At 69.3% G+C, this 25,662-nt stretch carries 20 protein-coding genes; 9 read left to right on the top strand and 11 right to left on the bottom strand.

Annotation, left to right across the window (positions count from 1 at the left end):
• Window positions 1-27: 27 nt before the first annotated feature.
• Genes RF638_RS02575 through RF638_RS02565 form a run of 3 tightly spaced genes read right to left on the bottom strand, consistent with a single transcriptional unit; the run spans window position 28 to window position 3,440 of the window.
• Window positions 28-1,029, bottom strand: a complete 1,002-nt coding sequence (locus tag RF638_RS02575; protein WP_167319209.1) for a GDP-L-fucose synthase — start codon at window positions 1,027-1,029, stop codon at window positions 28-30.
• A 59-nt stretch (window positions 1,030-1,088) separates the two neighbouring features.
• Window positions 1,089-2,129 (bottom strand): GDP-mannose 4,6-dehydratase, encoded by a 1,041-nt coding sequence (gene gmd / locus RF638_RS02570; RefSeq protein WP_035964951.1) that lies wholly within the window; start codon window positions 2,127-2,129, stop codon window positions 1,089-1,091.
• A gap of 51 nt (window positions 2,130-2,180) precedes the next feature.
• The gene (locus RF638_RS02565) at window positions 2,181-3,440 is read right to left on the bottom strand and encodes a glycosyltransferase family 4 protein (RefSeq protein ID WP_131333603.1); all 1,260 of its coding nucleotides are present in this window, start codon (window positions 3,438-3,440) and stop codon (window positions 2,181-2,183) included.
• 524 nt (window positions 3,441-3,964) lie between these two features.
• Here RF638_RS02565 and RF638_RS02560 point away from each other — a divergent pair.
• From RF638_RS02560 to RF638_RS02525, 8 genes are all read left to right on the top strand, one after another.
• Entirely contained in the window at window positions 3,965-5,638 is a 1,674-nt protein-coding gene (locus RF638_RS02560; protein WP_368841380.1) for a hypothetical protein, read from the top strand.
• Complete coding sequence (locus tag RF638_RS02555; protein ID WP_098053641.1) at window positions 5,626-6,771, top strand: alpha/beta fold hydrolase; 1,146 nt, start codon at window positions 5,626-5,628, stop codon at window positions 6,769-6,771. The genes RF638_RS02560 and RF638_RS02555 overlap by 13 nt, the downstream gene beginning before the upstream one ends.
• Window positions 6,768-7,223, top strand: a complete 456-nt coding sequence (locus RF638_RS02550) for a holo-ACP synthase (RefSeq protein ID WP_129699753.1) — start codon at window positions 6,768-6,770, stop codon at window positions 7,221-7,223. Before RF638_RS02555 ends, RF638_RS02550 begins: the two co-directional genes overlap by 4 nt.
• Before the next feature lie 82 nt (window positions 7,224-7,305).
• Window positions 7,306-7,560 carry an acyl carrier protein gene (locus tag RF638_RS02545; protein WP_064845610.1) on the top strand — a complete coding sequence of 85 codons (255 nt, stop codon included), beginning with the start codon at window positions 7,306-7,308 and terminating at the stop codon, window positions 7,558-7,560.
• A complete protein-coding gene (locus RF638_RS02540) occupies window positions 7,553-8,758 on the top strand; it encodes an acyl-CoA dehydrogenase family protein (RefSeq protein ID WP_098053639.1) in 1,206 nt (401 codons plus the stop codon). The genes RF638_RS02545 and RF638_RS02540 overlap by 8 nt, the downstream gene beginning before the upstream one ends.
• Entirely contained in the window at window positions 8,755-9,696 is a 942-nt protein-coding gene (locus RF638_RS02535; protein ID WP_368841379.1) for a hypothetical protein, read from the top strand. Before RF638_RS02540 ends, RF638_RS02535 begins: the two co-directional genes overlap by 4 nt.
• A complete protein-coding gene (locus RF638_RS02530; protein WP_129699749.1) occupies window positions 9,693-10,802 on the top strand; it encodes a DUF1839 family protein in 1,110 nt (369 codons plus the stop codon). The genes RF638_RS02535 and RF638_RS02530 overlap by 4 nt, the downstream gene beginning before the upstream one ends.
• A 5-nt stretch (window positions 10,803-10,807) precedes the next feature.
• Window positions 10,808-13,573 carry a glycoside hydrolase family 2 protein gene (locus RF638_RS02525; protein WP_238663033.1) on the top strand — a complete coding sequence of 922 codons (2,766 nt, stop codon included), beginning with the start codon at window positions 10,808-10,810 and terminating at the stop codon, window positions 13,571-13,573.
• A 162-nt stretch (window positions 13,574-13,735) separates the two neighbouring features.
• Here the strand turns inward: RF638_RS02525 and RF638_RS02520 are convergent, their stop codons facing one another.
• Complete coding sequence (locus tag RF638_RS02520; protein WP_129699745.1) at window positions 13,736-15,487, bottom strand: alpha/beta hydrolase; 1,752 nt, start codon at window positions 15,485-15,487, stop codon at window positions 13,736-13,738.
• A 215-nt stretch (window positions 15,488-15,702) separates the two neighbouring features.
• Window positions 15,703-16,656, bottom strand: coding sequence for a hypothetical protein (locus tag RF638_RS02515; protein WP_368841378.1), 954 nt, complete (start codon window positions 16,654-16,656; stop codon window positions 15,703-15,705).
• A 124-nt stretch (window positions 16,657-16,780) separates the two neighbouring features.
• Between RF638_RS02515 and rlmC the strand changes: the two genes are divergently transcribed.
• Entirely contained in the window at window positions 16,781-17,920 is a 1,140-nt protein-coding gene (gene rlmC, locus RF638_RS02510; RefSeq protein WP_368841377.1) for a 23S rRNA (uracil(747)-C(5))-methyltransferase RlmC, read from the top strand.
• Between the two features lie 167 nt (window positions 17,921-18,087).
• On the opposite strand, the gene RF638_RS02505 is transcribed toward rlmC, so the two are convergent.
• From RF638_RS02505 to RF638_RS02480, 6 genes are all read right to left on the bottom strand, one after another.
• Window positions 18,088-18,636, bottom strand: coding sequence for a gluconokinase (locus tag RF638_RS02505; protein WP_368841376.1), 549 nt, complete (start codon window positions 18,634-18,636; stop codon window positions 18,088-18,090).
• Entirely contained in the window at window positions 18,633-19,862 is a 1,230-nt protein-coding gene (manD, locus tag RF638_RS02500; RefSeq protein WP_344223606.1) for a D-mannonate dehydratase ManD, read from the bottom strand. The genes RF638_RS02505 and manD overlap by 4 nt, the downstream gene beginning before the upstream one ends.
• Before the next feature lie 41 nt (window positions 19,863-19,903).
• Window positions 19,904-21,436, bottom strand: coding sequence for a glycoside-pentoside-hexuronide (GPH):cation symporter (locus RF638_RS02495; RefSeq protein ID WP_344223607.1), 1,533 nt, complete (start codon window positions 21,434-21,436; stop codon window positions 19,904-19,906).
• A gap of 262 nt (window positions 21,437-21,698) precedes the next feature.
• Window positions 21,699-23,123 (bottom strand): mannitol dehydrogenase family protein, encoded by a 1,425-nt coding sequence (locus RF638_RS02490; protein ID WP_368841375.1) that lies wholly within the window; start codon window positions 23,121-23,123, stop codon window positions 21,699-21,701.
• Window positions 23,120-24,529, bottom strand: a complete 1,410-nt coding sequence (gene uxaC / locus RF638_RS02485) for a glucuronate isomerase (RefSeq protein WP_368841374.1) — start codon at window positions 24,527-24,529, stop codon at window positions 23,120-23,122. The genes RF638_RS02490 and uxaC overlap by 4 nt, the downstream gene beginning before the upstream one ends.
• 61 nt (window positions 24,530-24,590) lie before the next feature.
• Window positions 24,591-25,628 carry a LacI family DNA-binding transcriptional regulator gene (locus RF638_RS02480; RefSeq protein ID WP_368841373.1) on the bottom strand — a complete coding sequence of 346 codons (1,038 nt, stop codon included), beginning with the start codon at window positions 25,626-25,628 and terminating at the stop codon, window positions 24,591-24,593.
• Window positions 25,629-25,662: the final 34 nt, after the last annotated feature.

The following is a 25,662-nucleotide window of genomic DNA, read 5'->3' as shown; positions in this document are numbered from 1 at the left end:
CCCGCATTACGCGGGGCATCCGGTCGCTCAGGCGCCCCGCGCCTGCTCGCGATTCGCGCGGTACCAGGCCACGGCGTCGTCGAGCCCGGTGGGCAGGTCGATCGAGGCGGACCAGCCCAGCGAGCGCAACAGGGAGACGTCCATAAGCTTGCGGGGCGTCCCGTCCGGCTTGGAGGTGTCCCACGAGGTGGTGCCCTCGTACCCGGTGGCCGAGGCCACGAGGCCGGCGAGTTCCTTGATGGTCACGTCCTCGCCGGTGCCCACGTTGACCTGCTGGGGCCCGTCGTAATGCTCCATGAGGTACAGGCACGCCGTGGCCAGGTCCGACACGTGCAGGAACTCGCGCCGCGGTGAACCCGAACCCCAGTTGGTGATCTCGGTGTCACCGGCACGCACGGCCTCGTCGTAGCGGCGGATCATGGCGGGCAGCACGTGGGAGCCGGACGGGGAGAAGTTGTCCCCGGGGCCGTAGAGGTTGGTGGGCATCGCGGAGATCCACGGCAGCCCGTACTGGCGTCGCATCGACTGCACGTGCAGGATGCCGGCGATCTTGGCGATCGCGTAGGCGTCGTTGGTGGGCTCCAGGTACCCCGTGAGCAGCGAGTCCTCGCGCAGCGGTTGTTCCGCGAGTTTGGGGTAGATGCAGGAGGAGCCCAGGAACAGCACGCGTTCCACGCCGGCGGTGCGCGCGGCGTCCAGGATGTTGAGCTGGATCCGCAGGTTGTCGGACAGGAAGTCCACGGGCTGGGAATTGTTCGCGCCGATCCCGCCCACCTTGGCCGCCGCGAGCACGAGGTAGCGCGGCCTGTGTTCGGCCATGAACGCCTCCACGGCCGCGCGGTCCCGCAGGTCCAGCTCACGGGAGCTCGCACCGATCAGGTTCTCGAAACCCTCGTCCTGGAGGTGACGCCAGATGGCGGAACCCACGAGACCGCGGTGACCGGCCACGTAGAACGGCGCGGAGCGGTCCAGCGCGCCGGGGGTGTAGGCGACGTCGTCGGTCGTGCGGGCATCGGCCGGGTCGCTCACCGTGTGCGGCCAGTGCTCCTGGCCGGCAGCGGTGTCCCGGCGGTTCGCCACGTCCGCGCTCACGCCGCGTGCTCCGGCGTCCAGATGCGCTCGGACACGGTGTCGATCCACGGGGAACCGGCGCACTCCAGGGCAGCGCGGTCCGCGTCCACCATGATCCGCGCGAGCTCCGGGGCGTGCACCGTGGCCTTCCACCCGAGCTTCTGCTCGGCCTTGGACGGGTCACCGATGAGCGCGTCCACCTCGGTGGGGCGCAGGTAACGGTCGTCGAAGCGGACGTGCTTCTCCCAGTCCAGCCCAGCGTGCTCGAACGCGGTCTCCAGGAACTCGCGCACCGTGGACGGGCGGCCCGTGGCCAGCACGAAGTCCTCCGGTTCGTCCACCTGGAGCATGCGCCACATGCCCTCCACGTACTCCGCCGCATAGCCCCAGTCGCGCACGGCGTCCAGGTTGCCCATGTAGAGCAGGTCCTGCTTGCCCGCCGCGATCGCGGCCACGGCACGCGTGATCTTGCGCGTCACGAACGTCTCGCCGCGGCGCGGGGACTCGTGGTTGAAGAGGATCCCGTTCACGGCGAACATGTCGTACGCCTCGCGGTAGTTCTTGGTGATCCAGTAGGAGTAGATCTTGGCAGCGCCGTACGGGGAGCGCGGGTAGAACGGGGTGTCCTCGTTCTGCGGCGGGGGAGTGGCCCCGAACAGCTCGGACGTGGAGGCCTGGTAGAAGCGGCACTTCACCCCGGCGCGGCGCACGGCCTCGAGCAGACGGACCGTGCCGAGGCCCGTGGTGTCACCCGTGTGCTCGGGCTCGTCGAAGGACACGCGCACGTGCGACTGGGCCGCGAGGTTGTAGACCTCGTCCGGGTCTATCTCGCCCAGCAGCGTGACCAGACGGGCGGCGTCGGAAAGATCGCCGTAGTGCAGGAACAACCGCGCCTGCGGGTCGTGCGGGTCCTGGTACAGGTGGTCGATGCGGGACGTGTTGAACGTGGACGCGCGGCGGATCAGGCCGTGGACCTCGTAGCCCTTGGCGAGCAACAGCTCCGCGAGGTAGGAACCGTCCTGCCCGGTGATGCCGGTGATGAGTGCTTTCTTGGTCATGAGTGGTCTCCCCTGTGTGACGTGGTACGTCGGGACGGGTGTCCCGGCCGATCAGGAATGCAGTGCCGCCGCAGGTGCGGTGGTCTCGGTGGGTAGCAGTGCGCGCAGCGCGGTGCTGAAGGCACGGACCGCGGCGCCGGCGCTGAGCACGTCGCGCACGTAGCGGCGTCCGCCGCGGTGCGTGGCGCCGCCGGTCGCGATCCACTCCTCGTGCAGTTGCAGGGCGCCCGCCACGAGTGCCTCGGGATCCCCGGGCGCCACACGGATGCCCGCGTCCGCGGCGTCGAGCTCGGCGGCGGACGGGCTCTCGGCCTCGACGGCCGCGAGCACGGGACGGCCAGCCGTGAAGTAGCTCGTGAGCTTGCTCGGGACGCACATCTCCTTGAGCCCCGGTCGTTCGTTGACCAGCAGGACGTCCGCGGCGCGCAGCAGTCCGGCGTAGGTCTCGTCGTCGACCCCGGGCAGGACCTCGAAGCGCGGCGTGCGCCGGGCCAGCTCCTCGAGCTGCGGGCGCTGGTGCCCGCCGCCCACGAGCACGAACCGCAGCGGCGCTCCCGTGCGCTCGGCCACATCCGCGGCCGCGGCGACGTTCGCGAGGTCCTGTTTGGCCCCCATGTTGCCCGTGTGCAGGACGACGACGTCGCCCGCGCCCCACCCGAAACGACGCCGCAGCTCGTCGGTGTCCACCGAGGGGGTCTGGGAGATGTGGGTCCAGTTGCGCACGGTGCTGATCCGGCGCGCGGGCACGGCCATCTCGCGGCGCAGGTAGTCCGAGAAGCGGTCGTGGATCACGACCACCCCCTGGCACGAGCGCAGGAAGGTGCTCTCGATACCGCGCATGACGCGCGCCACGGGTCCGCTCGCCGCGCCAGTCTCGGTGAGCCCGGCGGTGTAGATGTCCTGCACCCACGCGATCACCGGCGTGCGGCTCAGCGCGGCGCGCACCCGCACGATCGCGGACGAGAACAGGGCGGGGCTCACGACCACGACGGCGTCGGGATCGCCCCACGCGGCGGTCGCGGCACGCAGACCGAAGACGATCTCCATTCCCAGCCGGCGCAGCTGTCCGGCGTCGTGGGGAACGGGGTGCGGCACGCGCAGGACGGGCACGCCGTCGATCTCCTCGTGCGCGGCGCGGCGGTGCGAATAACCTTCGTGGACGCGCCACTGCGGGTAGTGCGGGAGACCCGTGATGACCCGGGCGTCCCATCCCTCCTCGCGCAGCGCGCGAGCCATGCCGGCTGTGTACGGGGCGATGCCCGTGTGTTCCGGTGAATAGTTGAGTCCGATGATCAGGACGCGTGCTGCCACGCTATCTCCTCCCCCATGAAAAGCGGAGCAGCTCAGCCGCTGCCGCTTTTCCCGAATGGGCGGACTTCCCCAGTCCGCCTCCGCGCCACGTGGTGCAGCGATGCCTCATGGCTGTCCCACCGGGAGCGGTGAATGTCGCCGAAACACGAATCCCGCGTGTCCCGACGTTTGCCATCATAATCGTGTGCACAAGCACCTAACACCACAGTGGTGACAATTCTGTGTGGGCTCATATAGGTACACGTCGGTATCGCCTCAGGTGGGAGCGCGAAAAACAGTGATCTTGATGTAAAACCACACATTAGGGGACGGTAATCTCGGTCACGACCGGCGTCTCCCTGGCTATGCTTTATGAGTGCAAACATGCACGACTCCCGCGGGGGAACGCCGAAGCGACGCGGAGTTCGGGGCATCGATCCGCACTTCGGGGTGGGGCCCGGTCTTCGAGAGGGCACCCCATCGCCACGGGGGACGTGCGAAGGGGCGCGGCTGAGGCGCACCGGAGCAGAACTGGGGGAGATTTCATGCGTATTGCCGGGCAGGCAACTTTCTTGACGGACCACGACCACACCATCCACGCGTGGGTCCACGGCCCCGCGGACGATCGTGTGCGCGGCGCCGTGATCGTGGCGCCGGCCTTGGCGCGCGAGGAGGTCGTGAGTCACCGCAGCATGCGCCTCGTGGCCGCGCGCGCCGCGGAATCCGGGTGGCTCGTGATCCGCCTGGCGTGGAGCGGGACCTCCGAATCCGGTGCGCGTCCGGCCCTGAGCAACCCGCTCGAGGTGTGGCACGAGGACCTTGCGGTGGCCCACCGTGCCGCGCGGGAGCTCGTAGGACCTGCTCTGCCCGTGCACGGGATCGGGCTGCGCATCGGTGCGGGTGTGCTCGCGACCTCACCCCTGCCGTTCGATCGGCGCGTGCTGTGGGAACCGGTCTCGGGCGCCGTCTACATGCGCCAGTACACGGGCCTGCGGCGCACGAGCGGGTTGATCCTGCCGCCCGAGGTCCCCGATGGCGTGGAGATCGGCGGCGCACACTTCACCGACGCCGAAGCCGCGGCCATCCGCGCCCTACCGGATCCCCGCAAGATCAAGACCCCGGGTCTGATCACGGTGCGCGAGGAGGACCGGCGCATCGCCAAGAAGTTATACGGCGTGGCCGCGATCTACGCGAAGGCGAGTCCGGAGGCGATCGCCGCCCTCGTGGGTCGACTGGACGATTCCGTCCCCACCACGTCCCACAGGGAGGACTGGGTGGACGTGAGCGGCTGGCGTCCGACGACGACCGCGTGCTTCCATGTGGCGGAGTTCGGCGCGGAGGTCCAGGAGGACCTGCTGGAGCTGGGCCCGGACCACTTGCCGGCCTCCTACACCCACCCCGTGGGCCGCGACGGCACCGGGGCCGGCGCGGTGGTGCTCGCACCGCCGTCCGCGGACCCCAAGGACGGGCCCACGGGACTGTGGACCGTGCAGGCACGCCGACTCGCCGCGCGCGGTGTCCCCGCGCTGCGCATCGAGCGTCACCACTGCGGTGACGCCGCTGGCCTGGACGAGGTCAAGGACATCAACCCCTACACGGGGCAGGGCGTGGCGGACCTGGACCTGGGTGCCGCGTGGCTGGCCGAGCGCACCGGGGAGAAAGTCACCGGGGTGGGGCTGTGCGTGGGCGGCTGGCTGGTCGCCATGGCCCCGCCCACGAGCGCCATGACCACCCGCGTGGTGCTCAACAACGTGGCGTGGCGCGCGGCGGAGAGCTACTACGACAAGCTCTATCGCAACTGGGACGTGGACGCCGTGCTGGAACAGCTGCGCACCATGAGCGACGTGGAGGTCACCACGAGCTGGCGCACGCGCGCCAAGGACCGGGTGCGCCGCCGCATGCCGTACATCGCGTGGCTCGTGCTGGGCCGGCGCAACATCCCCAACGTTCCCGAGGTGGTCATGGAGTACGCGTCCCGGGGCGCCGAGGTCACGTTCTACTTCGGGCCGGAGGACGGTCTGCTCTTCCAGCAGGAACGCGGGGAGGAGGGCCTGGCCCGGTTGCAGCGCCAGGGCCGCCGGATCAGGGTGGCCCACGTGCCCGCCCTGGACCACTCCCTCCAGGCCCACGCCTCACGCCTCACGGCCCTCGAGATCGTGGACGCCGCCCTGGGCCTGAGCCCCTCACCCGCCGAGGAGGTCGTCCCGTGCGCCGTCTGAGAACACGCAGCGCCCGCGCGCTCGCCGGGTGCGCCCTCACGGCCGTGCTGCTGAGCGGCTGCGCGGCCGGCGGGTCCGGCGACCACGCGCCGTCCTCCTCCGGTGAGAGCCTGGGTTTCGACGACGCCGCGCTGTCCCAGGTGGGTTTCGCGGACCCGCAGCAACTCACGCAACCGTCCCACGGGATCACCGTGACGGGTGCGCGGGGGCTCTCGGAGCGGGCCGCGGAACTCGCGGTGAGCACGGACCAGGTCTCTGCCGAGGCCCCGGGCGGGCGCAACTCGGTGGTGGTGATCACCCCGCAGGACTACGACCCCGCGAAGAAGTACCCGGTGGTGTATCTCCTCCCGGGCAGCGGTGCCACGGAGGCCCCTGCCCTGCAGTGGTACGAGGCGGGTCAGGCCGAGCAGCTCACCCAGGGTCTGCCCGTGATCACTGTCATCGTGAGCGGGGGCAAGGTGGGCTGGTACTCGGACTGGGCGTCCCAGGAGGAACTCACGCAGAACTGGGAGACATTCCACCTGGACCAGGTGGTCCCGTGGGTGGATCAGCACCTGTCCACCAGGGCGGACCGCGAGCACCGCGTGATCATCGGCAACTCGATGGGCGGGTACGGCGCCATGCGCTACGCCGAGCAACGTCCCGATCTCTTCGGGGAGGCCGTGAGCCTGTCCGGGTTGCTGGACCTGTCCTCGGATGAGGCCAAGCAGACGATCGCCACGGGATCCCAGGAGGCCACGGGCCGCACCGATTCGGTGTTCGGCAACGGCTCGGTCACGACCGAGGAACAGTGGCGTGCGAACGATCCCGCGGTCCGGAGCGGGGAGCTCAAGAATGTCCACGTGCAACTCTTCGCCGGTCGGGGCAACGGCCAGGAGGGGGACATCGAACCCGCTCTGAAGGACACCACGGTGACCATGGCGCGCGAGCTCGAGTCACAGGGAGTGGATTACCAGTACACCGAGTACGGCCAGGCGGGCCAGTGCAACGGCGGCCACGAGTTCCCGTGCTGGACCCCCGCGGCCACGGTCGCCCTCGGGCGCTGGGCCGATCGGGTGGGCGTGAAGCGCACCTCGCCCCAGCCGTCGGTGCCCTCGGCATTCGAGGACGTGACCTCACGGAGTTCGTCATGACGAGCGCGCCCGTGGCCGTGACACGCGGGACCGAGGCCGGGGACGGTGTCGTGGGCGTACCCCGCGTGGGCTGCGACCTGCAGGAGGTCGCGCCCGTGGCCGAAGCGCTCGCGCAGCGCGGGCAGCGGTACCTGCGGGCACTGTTCGCGCCCGAGGAGATCGCCGACCTCACGCGTCCGGACGGACGCCCGCTCGCGGCGGAGTCCGTGGCGGGGCGCTTCGCGGCCAAGGAGGCCGTGCTGAAGGTCTTGCGCCCGAGCGCCGACGACGCCGTGGCCTGGCCCCAGATCATGATCCGCTCGGACGCCCACGGTGCCCCTCGCGTGGAACTGCGGGGCACGGCCGCCCGCCTGGCCCGCGGCGCCGGACTCGGGGCGTGGAGCGTGAGCACGTCCCACGACGGAGGCTTCGCGATGGCCGTGGCCCTGGCCATCCGCTCACCCCAGCCCTGACCGGAGGCCAGACCACCGCGCCGACCGGTACCCGGGGCGCGGACATCGAAAACCACCACATCAACCGAAAGAGGTTCACCCCATGGATTCCACCGCCATCGAGACCACCGTCCGCTCCGTGCTGGGCCAGCACGGGAAGCTGTCCGAGGACGCCGGGACGATCGCCGCGGATGCGGACCTGTACCGCGCAGGCATGACCTCCCACGCGTCCGTGAACGTGATGCTGGGCCTGGAGGACGAGTTCGACATCGAGTTTCCCGAGGAGCGCCTGACCAAGGCCACGTTCACGTCCATCAACTCCATCACCGAGGCCGTGGAGGCGATCAACAATGACTGATCATGCAGTATTGACCGACACCCCGCAGCGAGGTGCCGAGGACACCGACCGGGCCGAGCGGGTCGCCGCGCGCGCGGAGGCCGTGGCCGCCGTGGCGCGCGAGTTCGCGGACGCGGTGGACTCGGAGTCCCGGTTCCCGCGGGAGGCCATCGAGGAGGCCCGCGCCCAGGGCCTGTTGGCCGCGCCGATCCCGGAGGCGGACGGCGGGCTGGGCTACAGCATCACCGAGCTGTGCCGGATGCTCGAGCGCGTGGGTCGGGAGTGCACCTCCACGGCCATGATCCTGGCCATGCACCACTCCCAGGTGCTGTGCCTCACCCGCCACGCGGACACCGACTTCCTGCGGGACTACACCCGCCGTGTGGCCGCCGAGGGGCTGTTGTTGGCCTCCGCCACGACCGAGGCCCAGATCGGCGGGGACACCCGCAATTCCACGTGCGCCGTGCGCCCGATCGAGGACGGCCGGGTGGCCCTGCACAAGAGCTGCCCCGTGATCTCCTACGGTGCGTACGCGGACGCGATCCTGGTAACCGCGCGGCGCAGCGAGGACGCGGCGTCGAGCGACCAGGTGCTGTTGGTGGTCGAGGCCGAGAACCTGCAGCTGGACCGCCAGCGTGGCTGGGACGCCCTGGGGATGCGGGGCACGTGCTCCGAGTCCTTCGAGCTGGACGCCACCACGCCCGCGGACGCCATGTTCACGGTGCTGTTCGAGACGATCTCCGCGCAGACCATGCTCCCGGCGGCCCACTGCCTGTGGGCCTCCGCGTGGTTGGGCATGGCTACCCAGGCCGGGCTCACCGCCCGGTCCGTGGTGCAGAAGGCCGCGCGTAAGACCCCGGGGACCACACCGCCGTCCGCGCTGCGACTCGCGGAACTCGAGGTGCAGCTGCAGTCCATGACGGACGTGGTGCGTGCGAGCGTGGCCCGCTACGAGGCCGCGTGGGACGATCCGGCCGTGACCGAGTCCATGCAGTTCGCGATCGCCATGAACACCCTCAAGGTCTCGGGCGCGGAAGCAGTGCGCCGGATCGTGGGGGACGCCATGGTGATCGTGGGCATCACCGCTTTCGCCAATCGTTCGCCCGTGAGCCTGGCCCGGTTGTACCGGGACAGCATCGGGCCCTCGGTCATGGTCAACAACGACCGCATCCTGCTCCACACCGCCACACTCCAACTCGTTTCCAGGGGGCAACGATGAGCGCCACGGACACCACACAGGACCTCTCCCAGCTGCAGGACACCTTCCGCGAGGGCCTCGAGGCCCACGGCTGGTTCCTGCCCACCCTCGGGAACGGCGTGACCGGGCTCGGTCCGCAGGCCGAGGACGTCGTGCAGGGCATCGCCGCCGCGGCCCGCAAGGTCGCGGCGCGGCTGTCCCCGGACGCCGGCACGCGCCGGTTGCGCTTCCCACCGGTCAACGGGACCCGGTTGCTCGAGCGCACCGACTACGTCGCGTCCTTCCCGCAACTACTCGGGACCATCTCCGCGTTCGAGGGCGACAACAAGGCCCACCGTAAGCTGCTCGCCACGTACGAGGAGCACGGTGACTGGTCCGCCCAGCTCACCCCGGCCGGCCACGCGCTGGTCCCCGCGGTGTGCCACCCCTTGTACGCGTACCTTGAGGGCTCGCAGGTGGACGGCTCGGTGTTCGAGCTCGTGGGCGAGTGTTACCGCCACGAGCCCAGCCCGGACCCCATGCGTTTCGTGACCTTCCGGATGTTCGAGGCGGTCTGCCTGGGCACGCCGCAGGAGGCCCGGGAGCACCGCGAGAAGTGGCTCGAGGCGGGGACCAACCTGCTGAGCTCCCTGGGGCTCGAGGTCCAGGCGGACACCGCCAACGACCCGTTCTTCGGCCGCGCGGGCAAGTTGCTCAGCGCGGGTCAGCGTGAGGCGCAGCTGAAGTTCGAGATCCTCACGGAGGTCTACCCGGGCCACCCCACGGCGATCGCCTCGGCGAACCTGCACGAGGACCACTTCGGCGAGGCTTTCAGCATGCACACCGCCGACGGTGCCGTGGCCCACTCCGCGTGCTTCGGCTTCGGTCTGGAGCGGGTGGCCCTGGCCCTGGCCATGCGCCACGGTTTCGACACCGCCGCGTGGCCCGCGACCGTGCGTCAGGAACTGGGGTTGCCATGACCGCCGTGACCGTGAACCACGGTGGGTCGGCGGGTACCGCGTCCGTGCGGGAGCCCTTCGGCCACGAGGTCCTGGCCGTGCGCGGGTGCGAGTCGCTCACCGTGGCGAACGCACCGCGCTCCGTCCTGCACGACCCGGCGGAACCGTGGTCACCCACGAACTGCTACATGGACGTGTGGATCGGTCTCACCGCGACCCTCGGGTTGGACCCGCTGCCCATGCTCGGGGCCGCGTTCAGCGCGGACTTCCTGGGGGACCAGTGGGAGTTCCTCAAGCCCCGGCAGGAGGACCTCGAGACGCTCTACGGCCTCACGGTAGGGGAGTATGACACGTGGCGGCCCCTGGCCGAACACGTGCAGCTGGTGATGTCCCGCGGGGACGCCCTGATCGTGGAGGTGGACGCCTACCACCTCCCGGACACCGAGGGCGTGTCCTACGGGCGGGCCCATACCAAGACGTCCATCGTGCCGTTGCGCCTGGATCCGGTCGCGGGGGAACTCGTCTACCTGCACAACGACGGTGTCCACGTGCTGCACGGGGAGGACCTCGACAACGCGCTGGGCACGGGTGTGGGTTCCGGGTGGGTCCCGTACCCGTACGTGGAACTCGTGCGCCTGGACGGCATCCGGTCCCTGGCGCCCGAGGCGCTGTGGCAGCGCGCCGTCGAGACCGCGCGGGGGCACGTGCGCCGCGCCCCGGACGCCGGGACGGGCAATACCGCGCACCCCGATCCGGCGGCCGACCGGCTCGTGGCCGCGATCCGGGAGCACGTCCCGGTGCTCGCCGAGCGGGGTATGGAGTACTTCCACCAGTACTCGTTCGCGACGACGCGCCAGGCCGGTCTCACGTCCGGGCTCGCCGCCCACGCGTGCCGGTACCTGTCCCGCGGTGCGCAGGAGTGGCCGAGCGACTTGGACGCGGAGCAGCTGATCGAGGCCGCCGAGCAGTTCGACGCCGCCGCCGGCGCCGCCAAGGCCCTGCAGTTCAAGCTCGCCCGGGCGGCCTCGGGCAGGACACCGCGCATCGAGTCGTCCGCGGAGGCGTTCGTGGCCGGGCACACCGCGGGCATGCGCGCGGTGCGTGAGGCCCTGGGCCTGGGGGAGTGACCGGGGTGCGCGACGCCGCGTGGACGCTCCGGCGCCTCGACCCGTCGCAGGACCCGGGCGATGCCCTCGCTCGTGGGATTCCCGCGCGGGTCCCGGGGACGGTGTCCGGTGCCCTGCGGGACGCCCTCGGGGAGGACCGCGTGGCCACCGTGCTGGCCACTGACGGTCCCGACACCGTGTGGGAGTACCGCACCCGGGTCACCACCGCCGGTGGTCAGCACCGGTTCATGTCCACGGGCGTGGCCACCGTGGCGCAGCTGCTGGTCGCGGACCGGGTCGTGCACGAGTCCCACAGTGCCTTCGCACCGTGGGACGTGATCGTGGAGCTGCCGTCCGGGCCGTGTGAGATCGCCCTGCGGGTCCTGCCCCTGGCGTCTGTGAGCGTGCCGCGCAAGCCGCGCGCCCGCTGGTTGTCGCCGCTCGTGTCCGACCGCTCCCTGCGGTGGCGCCGCACCCCGCTGATCGGCTCGATCGACTGGCCCGGTGCGCTGCCCGTCCTGGGTCCGTGGGGCGGCCTGCGCGCTGTCCCACTTCCTTCTTCCGCCGACGACGACACTCCCCACCCCTCGCTCGGACTCGTACCGCGCGCGGTGCGCACGCGGGTCGGGGAGGACGGTAGCGGCGTCGTGACCGTGGAACTCGGCCCGACCACGGGTACGACCCCGGATCTTTACGCGGACACGGCCGGGAGCGCGGGCGCGGCCGCGGAGCTGGCGTGCGTCGGATGCTCAGCGGACCCGGATGTTTTGGTGGCCCGCGGCGCTGCGGTGGAACATGCGCGTGAAACCGTACACATCACCGTGGAGCCTCCCTATGAGGTGGACGCGCAGCCGGTGACCGCCGAGTGCGTCGTGACCGCGTCCGATGCCACATCGCGCGAAACGTTCACCGTGGACGTGGCCGTGCCCGACCCCGCGCTGTGGTGGCCGCACGGGATGGGCGAGCAACCGCTGTACCGGGTGCGGGTGCGCACCGGGCAGGGGGAATGCACGTACGCCGTGGGGTTCCGGTCGGTGTGTGCCGAACCGCGGGACCGGGACCATCGCGGTTTGGCCCTGCGGATCAATGACGTCCCCGTGTTCGCGAGGGGTGCCGTGTGGGCCGGTGCGGACCCCTTCGAGGTGGCCGCGGACCCGCAGCGCACCCGCGACGTGCTGGAACGCCTGCACGCGGGCGGCAGCACCATGATCCGCGTCCCGGGAACGGCGTGCTACGAGACCGAGGACTTCCACCGCGCGTGCGACGAGCTGGGTCTCATGGTCTGGCAAGACGTGGCCCTGGGGCCTCAGGACCCGCCGGACGATCCCGAGTGGCGCGCCGGGCTGCGCCACGAGGTCCGATACCTCGCCTCACGGTTGGCCTCTCATCCGTCCACGGTCGTGATCTCCGGGGGCACCGAGGTCATCCAGGCCCCCGTGCTCGCGGGCCGGCCCGCCGAGCAGTGGCGCACGGACGTGGTCCTGCGGGACGTTCCCCGCGCGGTCGGGGAGGCCGATGCGGACGTGGTGGTCGTCCCGTCCTCTCCGTGCTCGGACGCGGACCTGGACGCCGCGCAGCACGCGTACGAGACGGGCGAGGCCTCGGGGGAGCGGGCGTCGTCGTCGGTGCCGACCGTCGCTCCCACGGACGCGGCCGATGGCGTGTCCCACTACTTCGGGGTGGGGGCCTACGGGCGACCGCTCGAGGACGCGGTGACCCGCGGGGTGCGGTTCGCTGCGGAGGCGCTGGCCTTCGCGGTGCCGCCGGAACCCGCCGCGGTGCGGGAGCAATTCGGGACGGACGGTCCGCTGGACGATGGGGATTCCGCGGACGCGTGGCGCGCCGGTGTGGCCCACGATCCGGGGGCGGAATGGACCTTCGAGGACACCACCGCGATCTATGTCCACCGACTGTTCCTGGACCGGGACAGCGATCCGGACGCCGGTCTGGCGACCCCGGGGCAGCCCGCGTCCGACGGCGCAGGGACGGGTCACGTCGAGCGCCTCGAGTACGAGCGCGCCGCGCTCGCCCACGTGTTCCAGCGGACTTTCGCCCAGTGGCGTAGCGAGGAGTCGCCGTGCCGGGGAGCGCTCGTGCTCTCGGCGCTGTCCATGGCCGCGGGGCCCGGGTGGGGTGTCCTGGATGCTTCCGGGCGGCCCACCGCCGCGTGGTACGGGATGCGCCGGGCGTGCGCGCCCGTGGCCGTGTCCTTCCTCCCCGCCGGCGGCGACGGACTACCCGTCCATGTCTGGAACGACGGCCCGACCCCGCTCACGGCCACACTGCGACTGACCGTGGCCACGGTGCACGGCGGCTGCCAGCAACCCCTCGACATCCCGGTCACGGTGCCCGCGCGCGGCGAGACCGTGATCCGCGCGGACCTCGCGGACGGTACGTTCCGGGACCTCGACCACGCGTACGGTTTCGGCGAGCGGGAGTACGACGCCGTGTCCGCCCAGCTCGTGAACCCCTCCGGTCGCGTGCTCGCCCGGGACGTCCACCTGACCGGCGGACCGCGACGCAACGATGCACCCGATCCGGGACTCGACGCTCACTGGGTCAGGACGGAACAGGGGGAGTGGTCGGTGGCCGTGACGGCGTTCGGACTTGCGCGATTCGTGGCCCTGGACCTGCCCCGCGGGGCCGTGGCCGAGGACGGCTACGTCCATGTACTCCCGGGTGAGACGGTGCACGTTCCGGTCAGCGGAGCCCTCGCCGACGAGGGCCGTGCGGCCGCGCGGGTGCGGGCGCTGGGCGTCCCATCGGTACCGGTGGGCGCCGAGTCCGAGTAGCCGACGATCTCTCAACGGGCCGGGTGAAGCGTCACCTCATGACGGCCCCATGAGCCGTATCGACGAGAGAGCCCCGCACGTGCTGGTAACGCCACCCGTGCGGGGCTCCTGAGTCATTTGCCGGCGGCTGTCATCGGCCCGCTGTCCCGTACGCGCCGCGGTTCACACCTCGGGCACGTACGCCAGGACGTAATCCACCATCCGGCGGCACGATTCCGTGGCGAACAGCGAGTGGTCCAACGGGTCCAGGACGGTGAGCGTGCTGCGCGGGCCCAGGCGCTGGGGTGTGACCCCGCAGTGCTTGGCATCGGCGGGTCCGAAGACCGCGTCCACCGTGAGTCCGGGGATCTTGGCGAGCCGGCGCAGCGTGGGCTGCGGGACGTCGATGACCCCCACCCCGGCCGCGAGCGCATTGACCCGAGGTGACGCGTTGCGGGCGCGGTGACGGGTGCCGCGTACCACGGTGCGCGCCGTCGTCCCCACGTAGGCGTTGAGCCCGGCCAGGACGGCATCCCAGCGGGAGCCGGCGGGTGCGTCGTCGGCGGCGGGAGCGGACGACGGCGCTGCCGCCGCCTCATCCTGCCCGGGCAGGGTAGGGGCCAGGGGGCCGCCGCGCAGGCCCTGGCGCCAGTAGCGCCACGGTGCCCGCTGCCACGCGACGTTGTTGATGACCATAAGCGTGAGTCGTTCGCTCACGGTTGCGGGCAGTTCGTGGGCCGAGGCCACCAGGCCCCACGCGCCCAGACAGATGCCCGCCCCCAGGAGCGGACCGTCCGTGAGTTCGCTCAGGTGCATCACGAGTTCCCGGGACTCGGTGAGCGTGTGGTGCGCGTACGGGTTGGAGTCCTGCGTGATGTCCGAGCGCACGAGCTCGCCGGTGTCGGAGCGTTCGGCAAGCAAGCACACGGCGCCGCGCGCGGACGCGAGCAGCGCGGTGCGCAGCCACAGACCGCCGGAGGCCTCCATGACCTCCGAACCCGGGGAGATGAACGCCAGCCCGGGGGCGTCGTGGTCGCGGGTCACCGGCTCGGTGATGATGGCCGGGCGTCGGGCGGCCCCGCTGGTCGAGCGCCGCAGCACCACGGATGTCCCGGCCACGTCCACGGTGATCTCTTGCTCGGGGACCAGGCCGTCCCCGCCGGGACGAGCGGTGTCATCCGGCGTCGTCCCGGCCGGGGCGGCGTCCAGCGCGGTGCGCACGGTGGCGATCAGACGGGCGGGGACGGCAGCCGCGCGGGGGTGCACGTTGATCGGGAGTGCGCCTGCTTCTTCGTCGGACAGGATGCGGATCCGACGATCGGGACCGTCCGCGGGCTCGGGAAGCGCCTTGAGCGCGGCCGCGCCGTGCGAGGACAGCTGCAGGTTCATCAGTTCCGTGCCCTCGCTCACGCGGGGCGGTAGGTCGGGCCCGCCCATGCGGCGCAGCGCGCTCTGGTGGCGCACCCACTGCTTACCGGACACGGGGGCCAGCACCAGCCGGGAGGCCCAGCCATGATCCTCGGTGGCGGCGAGCACGGTGCCGCCCAGGCTGAAGCCCACCCCGTGGACGGGGCCGTGGGAGCTCGCCCAATCGCGGACGGTGGTCAGGTCGTCGACCCACAGTCCGGCGTCCACGGCTTCCTCGGCGGTGGGGCTCTGACCGGTCCCGGACCAGTCGAGGCGCACCACACGCCACCCGTGAGCGGCCAGCGCCCGGGCCGTGTGGATCATGCTGCGGGTCAGGGTCACGCGATCGCGTCCCGGGGACCCCACGATGATGACGGTCTCGCCGCGCTCGGTGGCCGTGGGTTCGTGCACGTCCACCGCGATCCACCGGTTCCCGGCAGGCACCCACCCGTGGCGTACGGAGTCCTCCTCGCGAACGCGTGAGCGGTGGCCGGGCCTGGAACGGCGCAGCTGCGAGTACGTGAGCATGAATGATCCCCCAAGTAATACGTGTCTCCGCCGCGGGCGTCCGGTTCTTCCCCAAGAACCTCGGCGCGCTTGCCCCCTGACGAACTTTTGCCCAGACTAACCATTTTCCCCGGGACGGGCGGAGTGAACTGTGCAAAAGCATACGCCTTTGGCACGTGATTCCGGGGTTCCCGAGGGGAAATGCCTGCCCTCCCTTTAGGGGGTACTTAGGGCAGTTACCGGGTTTTCGCGGGGTCCCGCAGGTCGATCCCGAAGACCCGCTTCACCGCGGTGGTCACGTGGCGGCCATAGCGCTGCGAGGACGGTGTCGAGGAGAACGGCAGGAACCTACCGGGGACGTCCGGGTGGGTGATCTTCCCGTGGGTGGGCCCGGACGTGGTGACTTCGAAGCCCGCCCCGCGCAACCGTTCGAGCAGTTCCCTGCGGTTGGTGGGATAGCGGGTGCCGCTGCCCCCGGGTTTCGCGCCGGTGTGGTCGAGGGAGTCGGGGGTGTCCGCCCAGGTCTCGTCCGGGCGCCGGGCGATCGCCCACCCGCTGCGGTAGATCCCCACCACGCGGTGCTCCGCCCGGGTCACCTGCACACACAGCCGGCCGCGCACGTAGTAGTCGGTGCGCCCGAGGTCCGCAGTCCAGGTGTCCTCGGGGTCCGCCACGACGGCTTGCAGCGCGCTCTCGCTCACATCCCACACGCCCTGTACGACGACGCCGTCCGCGGGTACCTCGAGCGCCGGGGCCCCCGACAGATCGGAGTCCACGGTGTAGAACGCACGCTCGGGGGCAGTGGTGTCGGGGGTGATGCCCGCGCGCAACAGGCGAACGAACTCTGCGAGCTGCGGGTCCACCGTGAGCTCGCGTGGTGCTTCGGACGCGATGGGCGTGGTGGGTTCCCCGGCGGGGACCGTGCGCGGCCCGGGGCCCGGTTTGGGTGCCCCGCCCACGGCAGGAACAGCACGGGTGCCGCCCGCGCCGGGAACTGTTCGGGGCCCGGGACCTGACCGAGGCGTCCCGTCCGGCGCTGCTCCGGCCCGAGGTTCGGAGTCATCGCCGACGGCGTCCGCGTCCCCTTGCCGCTCGGAAGGGCGCCACGAGGTGTAGTCCACCGGGCGGACGTCCAGTGCGGGGTCCTTGCGGCCGCGCATCGCGGCGGGGGAGGGGTGTGGGGTGCTCATGGCAGGTCCTCGGGCGGAAGGGGCGGTGTCCGTGCCACGCTGTCACGATACCGCCGGGATTGCCAGCGGGTGGGCGGCCCGAGCGGGGAAGGGGCGCGTGCGGCGTCGTCGTAGAATCGAGCGGGTGGAATGCGGATATTACGACCGGGACCTGTGCCGATCCTGCACGGTGATCGAGGTACCCTACGCGCGGCAGCTCGCGCGCAAACAACAGCTCGTGCGCGACCTCGTGGACTCACACGGTGGGCCGCGGTGGTTCGAGCCGGTCGCGTCCGTGGAGGCGGGGTTCCGCAACAAGGCCAAGATGGTCGTGGCCGGGAAGGTCGGCGCACCGACCCTAGGCATCCTGGACCGCGGGGGCCGCGGGATCGACCTGCGCGACTGCCCGCTCTACCCCGAACCCGTGACGCGCGCGATCCACGCGCTCGCCGAGTTCATCGCGCGGGTGCGGCTGTTGCCGTACGACGTGGCCAAGCGGCGCGGCGAGCTCAAACACCTGATCGTCACGGGGAACCCGGACGGGCGGCTCATGATCCGGTTCGTCCTGCGCAGCACCGGGCAGCTGGCCAAGATCCGGGACAACACGGATCTGCTGCGCGAGCTCGTGCCGCACGCGGACGTGCTCTCCGTGAACATCCAGCCCGAGCACAAGGCCGTGATCGAGGGCGCCGAGGAGATCCTGCTCTCGCGGCAGGGCGAGCTGATCATGCCGGTCAACGGCATCGACCTGCGAGTCCGGCCGCGCTCGTTCTTCCAGACGAACACACGGGTCACGGAGCAGCTGTACCGCCAGGTCGCGGACTGGGTGGACGCGGTGGACCCGGCGAGCGTGTGGGACCTGTACTGCGGGGTCGGGGGTTTCGCGCTGCATGTCGCCGCTCCCACGCGCGAGGTCGCGGGCACCGAGATCTCCGCCGAGGCCGTGGCCTCCGCCCGGGACACCGCCCGCGCCATGGGGCTACCGGATGAGGGTCCGGGCTCCGTGCGTTTCCTCGCCGACGACGCCGCCGCGACCCCCGCGGATCTGCCCGGCACCCCGGAGCTCGCGATCGTCAACCCGCCCCGCCGCGGGCTGGAAGCGTCCCTGTGCGCGTGGCTCGAGAACTCATCGGTGGATCATGTCGTGTACTCGTCGTGCAACGCCACGACGCTCGCGCGGGACCTGGGCCGGATGCCGTCCTTGCGGCCCGTGGAAGCACGACTGCTGGACATGTTTCCCCACACCGGACACTACGAGGTCGCGGTCCTGCTGCGCAGAGGGTGAGGGGCGGGACTACCGGTTCGATGCCGGCGACCCGACGAGGCTGACGACGGCGCCGGGCCCGGCGCCGTCGTCCCGGATCGCGGATGGGCACGCGCATCGAAGAAGCGTCCCGGGGTGCCCTGTCGAGCACCCTGGGACGCTTCGGATGCTTACCGCGAAGGCGTGGACTACGAGTTCGCCGCCGCGATGGCCCGCAGCTTGGTCACCGCCTCGTTCACCATGTCCGGCACGGACTGATCGATGTCGAGCTTGTAGCCGCCCTCCTCCTGCGCGAGCAGCTCGAGGGTGTCCAGCTGGGACTGCAACAGCGTGGCCGGCATGAAGTGCCCGCTGCGGCCCTCGATCCGCCGGGTCAGCACCGCCACGGACCCGTCCAGGTGCAGGAACAACGCCGACGGCGCTTGCGAGCGGATCCGTTCCCGGTACTTGCGCTTGAGCGCGGAGCACGCGATCACCATGCCCTCGTGCTGTTCACCCCGCTCGTGCAGTGTGCGGCCCACGATCTCGAGCCAGGGCCACCGGTCGTCATCGTTGAGAGGGGTGCCGGAGGCCATCTTCTGCACGTTCTCGATGGGGTGCAGGCTGTCACCGTCGATGAACTCCACTCCCAGCTCGTGGGCTACGAGGGTTCCGATGGTCGTTTTGCCTGACCCCGACACACCCATGACCACCACGAGCGGTTCCACCTTGTTGAGCGACGTCACGGCGGGGCTCACCAGTCGTGGACCGTGCCGTCGGCAAGGCGGTTGTACGGCAGGTAGGCGTTGGCGTATTCGTACTTCTCCGCCTCGTCCTCGTCGATCTCCACGCCGAGTCCCGGGGTGTCGGAGGGGTGCAGCAGGCCGTTCTCGAACGTCATGTTCTGCAGGAAGACCTGGTTGGTCTTCTCCGAGTGCGGCATGTACTCCTGCAGGCCGAAGTTGTGGATGGCCATGCCCACGTGCATCTGGGCGGCGAAGCCCACCGGGGACACATCCGTGGGGCCATGGAAACCGGACTTGACCTGGTACATCGCGGCGTAATCCATGACCTTCTTCAGCGGAGAGATGCCACCGAAGTGCGTGGAGGCACAACGCACGTAGTCGATGAGCTGCTCGGAAATCAGGTCCTTGATGTCCCAAATGGTGTTGAAGACCTCGCCAATGGCCAGCGGCTGGGTGGTGTGCTGGCGGACCAGGCGCAGAGCGTCCTGGTTCTCGGCCGGGGTGCAGTCCTCGAGCCAGAACAGATCGTAGGGCTCCAGCGACTTGCCGAGCTTGGCCGCCTGAATGGGCGTCATGCGGTGGTGACCATCGTGGAGCAGCGGCAACTCCGGGCCGAACTCGTTGCGCACGGCCTCGAAGACCGAGGGGATGTGGCGCATGTACGCACGGGTGTCCCAATCTTCCTCTGCGGGCAGGGCTGCGCGCTGAGCGGGTTCGTAGTCGTAGCGCTCGCCGGAGGACTGCGACTGGGCAGCCACACCGTACAGGGCGGTGATGCCCGGGACGGAGGACTGCACGCGAATGGCAGTGTAGCCGTGTTCCTGCTCGGAGCGGATCGAGTCGAAGATCTCCTCGGTGTCGCGGCCGGAGGCGTGCCCGTAGGTCGCCAGGCCGCGGCGGGACGCGCCGCCGAGCAACTGGTACACCGGCATGCCGGCCACTTTGCCCTTGATGTCCCACAGGGCCATGTCCACGGCGGCAATCGCCGCCATGGTCACAGGACCGCGGCGCCAGTACCCGGAGCGGTAGAGGAACTGCCAGGTGTCCTCGATGTTCGCGGGATCGCGGTCGATCAACAGCGGCACGATGTGGTCGGACAGGTACGTGGCGACAGACAGCTCGCGGCCGTTCAGGGTGGCGTCACCGATGCCGGTAATACCCTCGTCGGTGGTGATCTTCAGCGTCACGAAGTTGCGGGTGGGGCTGGTCACGATGACCTTGGCCGAGGTGATCTTCATGGATTTATCCTCTCCGGAAATCAAATGGTTGTCGTCGGTTTCTAGGCCGACGGCGCGTCGTCATCCTTGGGCGGGACAACGGGGGACTGGGTGGTCATGGGGTGGGAGTCGCGAGCGGTGGGGCCCACGCGGTCCTCACGGGTGGGAACGGAGTTGGGGATGTCACCGTGCTGCAACTGTTCATGACGCAGCTGACGGTTGGCCTCGATGGACTTCATGATGTCCTTGAACTTGGCTTCGGTCAGGGGGTAAGCAGCCATGATCAGCATGGCCCCCAGGAAGATCACGGCAGGAACCAGTCCGGCGCCCAATGCCATACCGCGAACGGTGTCCTCGGACTGAACGGTGTTGGCTGCGTCAAATCCGCTCCACGTCAGGATGTAACCGGCCACGGCCACGCCCACTGCTTGGCCCACCTTGCGGGTGAAGGAGAACGCAGAGTAGGTGGCACCTTCGGTGCGAATGCCGGTCTTGTACTCGCCGTACTCCACGGTGTCTGCTTCCAGGGCCCAGGTCATGGTGTTGAGGATGCCCATGCCCACGCCCATGAAGAACAGGCCCAGCAGGCTCAGTGCGAAGGAGTACCAGAGGAAGTTGCTGAGGGAGAACAACACGCCACCAACGGCTGCCAGAACAGCCGCGTACATGAAGCCGCGCTTCTTACCGAGCACACGGGTCACGGTGGGGCCGAACGGACCCACGTAAAGCACTGCGCCCGTGGTGATGACGATGGAAATGGTGGCCACCCATCCGGCTTCTGAGTAGCGGGTCAGCACGTAGGTGGACAGGTAAATGGTCAGCGCACCGATCACGTTCTGCGCGATCAGGTACAAGAGGGACGAACTGCACAGGCGGATCAGCGGACCGTTCTGACGAACGGTCGCAATGGTTTCCTTGAGCGTCACACGTTCGACCTCGCGGTACACGACTTCCTTGGAGGTCGCGAACGTGGTGAAGAAGAACAGCGCACCGATGATCACGAACGCCACAGCGGTGATCAGGAAGGTCGCGGCCAGGTTTTCTGCGCCCTTGATGCGCGGTGCCAGGAACAGGGAGAGCAGCAGAATGGTCGCACCGGAGCCGACCATGCGGGCCGAGGCCAAACGGGAACGGTCCACGGGATTCTGGCTCATCGCGCCGGCCAGCGAGCCGTACGGAATGTTGACCATCGAGTAGAGCAGACCCATGAGCGCGTAGCTGATGGTGGCCCACGCCAGCTTGGCACCGTAGCCGTCCACGGGGATCCAGAAGCACAGCAGGTTGGAGAGCAACAGCGGGATCGAGTACCAGATCAGGAACGGGCGGAACTTGCCCCAGCGAGTCATGGTGCGGTCCACCATGCGACCGGCGAACAGGTCCGCGAACGCGTCCCAGACCTTCACGATCATGAGGATCACACCCGCGTGATCTGCACGAATGCCCACCACGTTGGTGTAGAAGAGCAAGAGGAACAGGCCGGTCATCTGGAAGGCGATGTTGCATCCGGCGTCGCCCAGGCCGTAACCGAAGAGGGTCTTGGGCTTGAGGTGCGGTTTGTTGATCGCCGGTATTTGCGATGTTGCTGGGACTGACATTTAAGGCTCCTTTGCCTGTGTGCCGATCCGCGCCCTGCGGCGCTGGTTCAAAGGTCAGCGAGGGGTTTTTCACCCTTGGTTACACCCAGCTTCCACCCGCGGGGCCGGGGAGCACGCGTGGTTTCCGGGAGTTGCCAGAGCCACGCCCCTGGTGGCTTGACGACGCCGCTCGGTCGCCTCGACAGCCAAACGGCCCCGGCACGTGCCGGGGCCGTCTCGGTGCGACCTTTCACTGGTCAGCGTCGACTGTAAGAACGAATGATCAACGCAGCTCGTTCACCAATCCGTTGATCTGATCCACCACGTCCTCCTGCTGCGCGAGTTCCGCATCCAGTACGGCAATGAGCGCGCGAACTCGCTCATCCGCGGGCTTCTGGCTCGCCTCCAACACGAGTTCGGAACGGGCATCGGACACCTCCGTGCGGCCGTCGAGGTAGGCGAGCCATGCCGCAATGGCGCGGGCCGCGGCGGTTCCGGGACGACCGGCTTCACGCTCGGCCTTGAGCACCGGCACGGCGCGCATCTGCAGTTTGGTGGAGCCGTCCATCGCGATCTGCGCCAGGTTGTGCGCGATCCGCGGATTGGAGAACCGGTCCAGCAATGCGTCGCGGTAGTCGGGGATGTCGAGTCCCGGCGTAGTGAGGTGCTGGGCTGCTTCGTCCCAGAATTCCTCAACCCACGCGCGGCACACGGGGTCGCCGATGGCCTCGGCCACGGTCGCGTGCCCGCGCAGCTGCCCGGCGTAGGCCATGAGCGAGTGCGAGCCGTTGAGCAGCCACAGTTTGCGTCGCTCGAAGGGTTCGATGTCCGCCACGAACTCCGCCCCGGCCTTCTCCCAGTCCGGGCGGCCCGCGGGGAATTCGCCCTGTAGTACCCAGCTACGGAACGGCTCGGTCACCACGGGCACCTGATCCGTGTAGCCGGTTTCCCGAGCCACGTCCGCCAGCACCGAATCCTCGGTACGCGGGGTGATGCGGTCGATCGAGGTGGCCACGAAGGACACGTTTTCCTCGACCCAAGCACCTAGCTCCGGGTCAACGGCGGCGGCCAGTCCCTGGATCGCGTTGTGCGCGGCCACATCGTTGGCGGACAAGTTGTCGCACGAGACCACGGCCAGGCCGCCGGCGTTCTGACGACGTCGCTCGGCCAGTCCCACGACCACCTTGCCGGCCATCGTGGCCGGGACGCCTGCCTCGGACAGGCCGAACGCGCCGTCGGCGAATGCGGCCTTGAGAGACGCGAGATCCTCGGCAACCGCTGACTGCGCGGCGTCGAACGCGAGGCCCTCGGCCAGGTTGTAGGCCGCCTCGGTCACGGTAATGGTGAGCACCGCGGTGCTGGGTGCGGCCAGCAGTTCCCACAACCGGGATACGTTCTCCGCGGGGTGGGCCTCAACGATGCCGTTGATGACCTCGTACTCGTCACTGTCGGGACCGCGTTCCACCAGGGTGTAGAGCCCGTCCTGCGCTTCGAGTGAGTTGGCGAGATCTGCCGAACGCCCCGAGAAGGAGGCATAGCTCCATTGGGGGCGAGCGGCGTCGTTCTCGGAATGCTGGGTGTACCAGAGCTGGTGCGCGCGGTGGAAGGCACCCATGCCAATGTGGACCAGGCGCGGCTGCGGGGCCCGCGGCGCGTCCACGGTGGTGCGGTTGAAGGGGCGCGGTTCGGTGGTGTTCGAGGTGGTCACAGCTTGAAAACCCTTCTGGGAGCGGCGTCGACGATATCCACGATGATCTCGGCGGCGCGGTCCTCACTGATGCGGTGTTCGGCCACGTACTTGGCCAGGAAGGAGGCCTCGGCGCGGCGGGAGGCGTCGTGGCGGGCCGGGATGGAGCAGAAGGCACGGGTGTCGTCGATGAACCCGGACGAGCGTGAGAAGCCCGCGGTGCCGGTGATCGCGGAACGCCAACGGAACATGGCGTCCGGTTCGTCGATGAACCACCACGGCGCGCCCACGTACACGGACGGGTAGAAGCCGGCCAGCGGCGCGATCTCGCGGGAGTAGACGGTCTCGTCGATCGTGAACAGGACGAAGTGGAAGTCCTCGCGATTGCCGAAATCCCCGAGCAACGGTTGCAGGCCACGGGTGTACTCCATGGCGAAGGGGATGTCGTGGCCGGTGTCCGCACCGAACTTGTCGAACGTTTCGGGGGAGTGGTTGCGGTAAACACCCGGGTGAATGGTCATGACCATGCCGTCCTCCACGGACATCCGCGCGAACTGGTAGGTCATGTGGGCCTCGAACGCGTTGGCCTCTTCGACAGTGGCTTCGCCGCGCAGGCCCTTCTCGAACAAGCGGGCGGCTTCCGCCGGATCCAGCTTGAGGGTGTTGGCATTGAGCGTGCCGTGATCGGCAGAGACGGCGCCGCGGTCGATGAAGTACGTGCGGCGGTTCTCCATCGCGCGGATGTAGCCCTCGTAGCCGGTGCGGCCGTCGCCGGCGGTGTCGATGAGCTTTTGCGCCTTGTCCTCGAAGCCGGCGCCTTGGAACTTCACGTAGGCGTCCGGGCGGAAAGTGGGCAGCACGCGACCGGAGAAGGACTTGTCCGCAGCGATCTGCTCGTGAGCGGAGAGATCGTCCAGGGGGTCGTCCGTGGTGGCCATGACCTCGAGCTTGAACTTCTCGAACAGTTCGCGCGGGCGGAAATCGGGTTGTTCCACGATCTTCTGGAGCTGGTCATAGATCTCATCCGCGTTGGCCTCATTGATCTTGGAGTCGTCGATGCCGAACACGTTGACGAACTCGGAGCGCAGCCAGTAGCCGGAGGCCGTGCCGTCGTAGAGGTGCCAGTTGCGGCAGAAAATCCGCCATGCCTCACGCGGGTCGGCGCCGTTGCTCTTGCCCACATTGAGGTCGGAGAGGTTGACGCCGTTGGCGTGCAGCAACCGGGTCACGTAGTGGTCCGGGCTGATGAGCAGTTCCGTGGGATCCGGGAACGGGATGTTGTCCGCGATGATCCGGGCATCCACGTGCCCGTGCGGAGAGACGATCGGCAGGTCCTCGACCTGCTTCAGAAGGTTACGGGCGATGTCCCGGGTGCCCGGGTCAGCCGGCAACAATCGGTCAGGGTGGGCTGCTATCGACGTTGACATACCCCCATCCCAGCCGCGAAAACCGGCTCGGGCAATGGGTTGCCGTGAGTTGCTGAGTTTTTCAGCCGCCCAGCAGGGGCAGTGCGCTGGATTCGCGGACGACCAGTCGGGACGGCACCACCACGGGTTTCGACGCCGTGTGCGTGGCTCCTCGAACCATGGCCAGGAGATTCTGCACGGCCTTGGCACCGATCGCATGCATGGGTGCGGCAACGGAACTGAGTGACGGGCTGATCAGGTCCAATTCCTGAACGTTGTCGAAACCCACCACGGCCACGTCCTGCGGGATCCGCACGTTGTGTCGGCGCAGCTCGCGCAGGAACCCCATGGCCATCAGGTCGTTGTAGAGGACCACAGCGGGTACGCGGTGGTCGAGCCAGTGCTGGGCCGCCTTACGACCACCCTCCGAGGTGGGCTCGAACGGTCCCATGCGGTGGACTTTCAGCTCGAGTTCCAGGGCGGATTCACGCAGCGCCCGCCACCGCATACCGTCCGACCAGGAGGCTTCCGGGCCGGCGGCGTAGAGAATATTCCGCCTCCCGCATAAAGCGAGATGTTCGGCGGCTCGGCGCATTCCCCGGGCATTGTCCGGCACCACGGACGCCACTCCGTTCACCGACCGGTTGGCCACCACCGTGGGCTTCTGCTTGGCCATCATGCGGATCGCGGAATCGGACATGCGAGAACTCGTCAGCAGTACACCGTCCACCATGGGAAGAGTGCGCTCGATAATGTTCCGCTCCGTGCGGTCGTCCTCGTGCGTGTTGTTCAGCAGCACGAGATACCCGGCCTCCGACGCCGCTTCCTCCGCGCCGCGAATCAGCTCGAAGAACACGGGGTTGGAGATGTCCGCGAGCATTAACGAAATCATCTTGGTGCGGCGCTCGCCGTCCAGTCCCGCACGGTTGGCGGACTTGACGCGGTAACCCAGTTCCTCGGCGGCCGCGCGAACTTTCTGAGCGGTATCGAACGAAACCCGGCCGGGGCGTGCAAAGGTGCGCGAAACGGTGGAGGGTGCGACGCCCGCGTGCCGAGCGACGTCGTAAATAGTGGGCGTGATGATCGGAGATGCCTGTGGGTCCCGATGATCTGCGCTCATACTCTCGATTGTCATGAGTCGCCGCGGGGGTGTC

Origin of the sequence: Kocuria sp. CPCC 205235, assembly GCF_040980905.1 — a bacterium.
Classification (GTDB): domain Bacteria; phylum Actinomycetota; class Actinomycetes; order Actinomycetales; family Micrococcaceae; genus Kocuria; species Kocuria carniphila.
Note: the sequence above shows the minus strand (reverse complement) of the source record. Positions and strands in the feature narration are given on the sequence as shown.

Coding starts and splice junctions, on each gene's coding strand:
- RF638_RS02495 (WP_344223607.1), bottom strand. CDS start 21,436: ATGTCAGTCCCAGCAACATCGCAAATACCGGCGATCAACAAACCGCAC.
- RF638_RS02520 (WP_129699745.1), bottom strand. CDS start 15,487: ATGCTCACGTACTCGCAGCTGCGCCGTTCCAGGCCCGGCCACCGCTCA.
- RF638_RS02540 (WP_098053639.1), top strand. CDS start 7,553: ATGACTGATCATGCAGTATTGACCGACACCCCGCAGCGAGGTGCCGAG.
- manD (WP_344223606.1), bottom strand. CDS start 19,862: ATGAAGATCACCTCGGCCAAGGTCATCGTGACCAGCCCCACCCGCAAC.
- RF638_RS02530 (WP_129699749.1), top strand. CDS start 9,693: ATGACCGCCGTGACCGTGAACCACGGTGGGTCGGCGGGTACCGCGTCC.
- RF638_RS02560 (WP_368841380.1), top strand. CDS start 3,965: ATGCGTATTGCCGGGCAGGCAACTTTCTTGACGGACCACGACCACACC.
- RF638_RS02550 (WP_129699753.1), top strand. CDS start 6,768: ATGACGAGCGCGCCCGTGGCCGTGACACGCGGGACCGAGGCCGGGGAC.
- gmd (WP_035964951.1), bottom strand. CDS start 2,129: ATGACCAAGAAAGCACTCATCACCGGCATCACCGGGCAGGACGGTTCC.
- RF638_RS02535 (WP_368841379.1), top strand. CDS start 8,755: ATGAGCGCCACGGACACCACACAGGACCTCTCCCAGCTGCAGGACACC.
- uxaC (WP_368841374.1), bottom strand. CDS start 24,529: ATGTCAACGTCGATAGCAGCCCACCCTGACCGATTGTTGCCGGCTGAC.
- RF638_RS02515 (WP_368841378.1), bottom strand. CDS start 16,656: ATGAGCACCCCACACCCCTCCCCCGCCGCGATGCGCGGCCGCAAGGAC.
- RF638_RS02545 (WP_064845610.1), top strand. CDS start 7,306: ATGGATTCCACCGCCATCGAGACCACCGTCCGCTCCGTGCTGGGCCAG.
- RF638_RS02480 (WP_368841373.1), bottom strand. CDS start 25,628: ATGAGCGCAGATCATCGGGACCCACAGGCATCTCCGATCATCACGCCC.